4 protein-coding genes are annotated in these 3847 nt (G+C 72.0%); 1 reads left to right on the forward strand and 3 read right to left on the reverse strand.

All coding sequences use genetic code 11. The annotated features are described in order from the left end of the window. The 3 genes from bioD to bioB form a co-directional block, all read right to left on the reverse strand. The coding region (gene bioD / locus AC31A1_RS48295; protein WP_489659408.1) for a dethiobiotin synthase at positions 1 to 605 on the reverse strand (605 nt) is incomplete at its 3' end. A gap of 1 nt (position 606) precedes the next feature. Beyond that, on the reverse strand, positions 607 to 1899 hold the full coding sequence (locus AC31A1_RS48300; protein ID WP_489659409.1) for an adenosylmethionine--8-amino-7-oxononanoate transaminase: 1293 nt from the start codon (positions 1897 to 1899) through the stop codon (positions 607 to 609). After that, on the reverse strand, positions 1892 to 3094 hold the full coding sequence (gene bioB, locus AC31A1_RS48305; protein WP_489659410.1) for a biotin synthase BioB: 1203 nt from the start codon (positions 3092 to 3094) through the stop codon (positions 1892 to 1894). The genes AC31A1_RS48300 and bioB overlap by 8 nt, the downstream gene beginning before the upstream one ends. 146 nt (positions 3095 to 3240) lie before the next feature. On the opposite strand from bioB, the gene AC31A1_RS48310 reads away from it, so the two are divergent. Further along, a partial coding sequence (locus AC31A1_RS48310; RefSeq protein WP_489659411.1) for an aminotransferase class I/II-fold pyridoxal phosphate-dependent enzyme occupies positions 3241 to 3847 on the forward strand: 607 nt, incomplete at its 3' end.

Genomic DNA, 3847 nt, shown 5'->3' on the forward strand with positions numbered 1-3847 from the left:
CCCTCCGGCAACGCCCCGAGCAGCGGTGCCCCCGCCACCTCCGGCAAGTCGGCCACATTGCAACGCGACGCCAGGTCAGGTGAGTTGGGCCAGCTGCCGATCACCACGCCCAGCAGGTCGAGCCCCTGGGAACGGAGTTCACGGGCCGTCAGTTCCGTCGTGTTCAGGGTGCCGAGGCCCGCCGACGCCACCACCAGGACCGGCGCCCCCAGCAGCCGCGCCGCGTCCGCCAGCGTGCCGCCCTCCGCGTCGAACCGTACGAGCAGCCCGCCCGCGCCCTCGACCAGCACCAGGTCGTGCTCGGTGGCCAACTTCTGGGCGGCTTCCACGACTTCGTGCGGGCGTACCGGCGCGAGACCGGCCCGGCGTGCGGCCGTGCCGGGTGCCAACGGCTCGGGATACCGGGCGAGTTCGGTCGCCGTGACCGTACCCGCGAGCCTCGCCACCTCGTCGGCGTCCCCGCGCTCCTTTGGCCGTAGACCCGTCTGGGCGGCCTTCAGGACGGCCACCGTACGGCCGGCCGCCACCGCCGCTGCCGCGACCGCGGCCGTGGTGACCGTCTTGCCGACCTCCGTGCCCGTGCCCGTGATCACCAGTACCGGCATGTCAACCCTCCCGCGCCGCCGCGCACACCGCGCGGGCGATCCGAGCCAGGTCGGTGTCGCCCGTGACGTACGGCGGCATCGTGTAGACGAGGTCGCGGAACGGCCGTAGCCAGACGCCCTCGCGTACGGCCGCGTCCGTGGCGGCCTTCATGTCGACGGCGTGGTCGAGCTGGACCACGCCGATGGCGCCGAGGACGCGGACGTCCTGCACGCCCGGGATCTCCGACGCCGGGGCCAGGCCCTCCCGCAGGCCCGTCTCGATGCGCTTGACCTCCGTCAACCAGTCCTGGTTCAGGAGGAGTTCGAGCGAGGCGCAGGCCACGGAAGCCGCCAGCGGGTTGCCCATGAAGGTCGGGCCGTGGGCGAGGACCGGTACCTCGCCCCGCGAGATGCCCTCGGCCACGCGTGACGTGCACAGCGTCGCCGCCATCGTCATGTAGCCGCCGGTCAGCGCCTTGCCCACGCACATCACGTCCGGCGTCACCGCCGCGTGCTCCGCCGCGAACAGCGCGCCCGTGCGGCCGAAACCCGTCGCGATCTCGTCGAACACCAGCAGCACGTCGTGCGCGTCGCACGCCTCGCGCAGCACCCGCAGATACGCGGGGGAGTGGAACCGCATCCCGCCCGCGCCCTGCACCACTGGCTCCACGATCACCGCGGCCAGTTCGTGCGCGTGCCGCCCGATCGCCGAGCGCAGTCGGTCGGCGTACGACTCCTCGTACTCGGCCGGAGGCGCGTCCACGAACACCTGCCGGGGCAGCACGCCCGACCACAGCTCGTGCATCCCGCCCTCGGGGTCGCACACCGACATCGGCTGCCAGGTGTCGCCGTGGTAGCCGCCGCGCCAGGTCAGCAGGCGCTGTTTCGCGGGGCGGCCGAGCGAGCGCCAGTACTGGAGGCACATCTTCACCGCCACCTCGACCGACACCGAACCGGAGTCGGCGAGGAAGACGTGTTCCAGACCGTCGGGTGACATGTCGACAAGGAGCTTCGCCAGGCGTACGGCGGGCTCGTGCGTGAGCCCGCCGAACATCACATGGCTCATCCGGCCGAGCTGCTCCCGCGCGGCCTCGTTGAGCACGGGGTGGTTGTAGCCATGGATCGCCGACCACCAGGACGACATCCCGTCGACCAACTCGCCCCCGCCGTCGGCCAGCCGGAGCCGCACCCCGCTCGCCGACTCCACGACGAGCGGGTCGGCACGGCCGGGCATCGGACCGTACGGATGCCAGACGTGCCGCCGGTCCAGCTCCAGCAGTTCCGGGACGGGCAGGCGGCCGGTCGGGTCAGGCATTGGGCGCGATGTCCGTTCCGGCACCTCGACGGCGTACGGAGACCAGATCCCGGCGCACCTCGTCGACCTGCGGCGCGGCAGCGGACGTAGACGTGGAAGCGGGAGCGGAACCGCAGACTCCGGCGCTCTCGTGCCCGCCGCAGCTCCCACCGCACCCGGCGTCCTCGTGCGATCCGCAGCCGCCCGCCGTCGCCCGGTGCCGCGGCAGCGTCACCTCGCCCGCGCCCTCCACCTCGAAGCCCGCGTCCGCGATCATCTCCAGGTCGGCGTGGCCGGCCTGGCCCTCGCTGGTGAGGTAGTCGCCGAGGAAGATCGAGTTGGCGAGGTTCAGGGCGAGGGGCTGCATCGTGCGCAGGTGGACCTCACGGCCGCCCGCGATACGGACCTCGACGTCCGGGCAGACGAAGCGGACCATCGCGAGGATGCGCAGACAGCGCTGCGGGGTGAGGTGCCACTCGGCGGCGAGCGGGGTGCCCTCCATCGGGATCAGGAAGTTCACCGGCACCGAGTCGGGGTCCAGGTCGCGGAGGGAGAAGACGACGTCGACCAGGTCCTCGTCGCTCTCGCCCATGCCGGCGATCAGGCCGGAGCAGGCGGACAGACCGGCCGCGTGCGCCTTCTGCACCGTGTCGACGCGGTCGGCGTACGTGTGGGTGGTCGTGATGTCGCCGTACGTCGACTCGGACGTGTTGAGGTTGTGGTTGTAGGCGTCCGCGCCGGCCTCGCGCAGCCGGTCGGCCTGGCCGTCGGAGAGCAGGCCGAGGCAGGCGCACACCTCGACGCCCTCGTTCTGGTCCTTGATCGCCTTGATGGTGCCCGCGACCCTGTCCACGTCCCGGTCGGTCGGACCCCGGCCGGAGGCGACCAGGCAGACGCGCTTGGCGCCTCCCGCCACACCGGCCGCCGCCGCCTTCGAGGCAGCGTCGGGTTTCAGCCACGTGTACTTCAGGATCTCGGCCTTGGAGCCGAGCCGCTGCGAGCAGTACGAGCAGTCCTCGGGGCACAGGCCGGACTTCAGGTTGACGAGATAGTTGAGCTTCACCCGTCGGCCGAACCAGTGCCGGCGCACCTTTCCGGCCGCGGCCACGACATCCAGCAGGTCGTCGTCCGAGGTGGAGAGGACGGCGAGAGCTTCCGCACGGGTCGGCAGCTCGCGCCGAAGCCCCTTGTCCACGAGCGTGTTCAGCAGGTCCATGAGATCCGATCCTGTCCTACGGGACCGCCCGCGGCCAAGGAGAGATTGCACAAGACATGGCCCCGGGCATGTGGGTATCACCACACCATGGGCGGCTCGTCGTCCGATTAGTGTCTGTGCACTGCCTACAAAAGCCCGGAGGAACCATGGCGTTCGGCTGGATCGACGAGCAGGCGGAACAGCGCCGTCGCGCCGGGCTCGTACGGACCCTGCGGCCCCGTGCCGCCGACTCGCCGCTCCTCGATCTCGCGAGCAACGACTACCTGGGTCTGGCCCATCACCCGGAGGTCGTCGAGGGGGCCGCCGATGCGGCGCGGACCTGGGGCGGGGGGTCGACCGGGTCGCGGCTGGTCACCGGTACGACCGAGCTGCATGCCCAACTGGAGCGCGAACTGGCCGAGTTCACCGGGTTCGAGGCGGCCCTCGTCTTCTCCTCCGGCTACGCGGCCAACCTCGCCGCGGTCACCACGCTCGCGCCGCACGGCTCGCTGATCGTCTCCGACGCGGGCAACCACGCCTCCCTCATCGACGGCTGCCGGCTGGCCCGGGGTGCGACCCAGGTCGTAGGACACGCGGACCCGGACGGGGTGCGCAAGGCGCTGCGGACACATGACGGGCAGGCTGTCGTCGTGTCCGACTCGGTGTTCTCCGTCGACGGGGACGCGGCGCCGGTGGGGGCGCTCGCCGAGGCGTGCCGGGAGTTCGGGGCGGGGCTGCTGCTCGACGACGCGCACGGGCTCGGGGTGCTGGGCG

This window comes from Streptomyces sp. P5F9 (assembly GCF_057961495.1).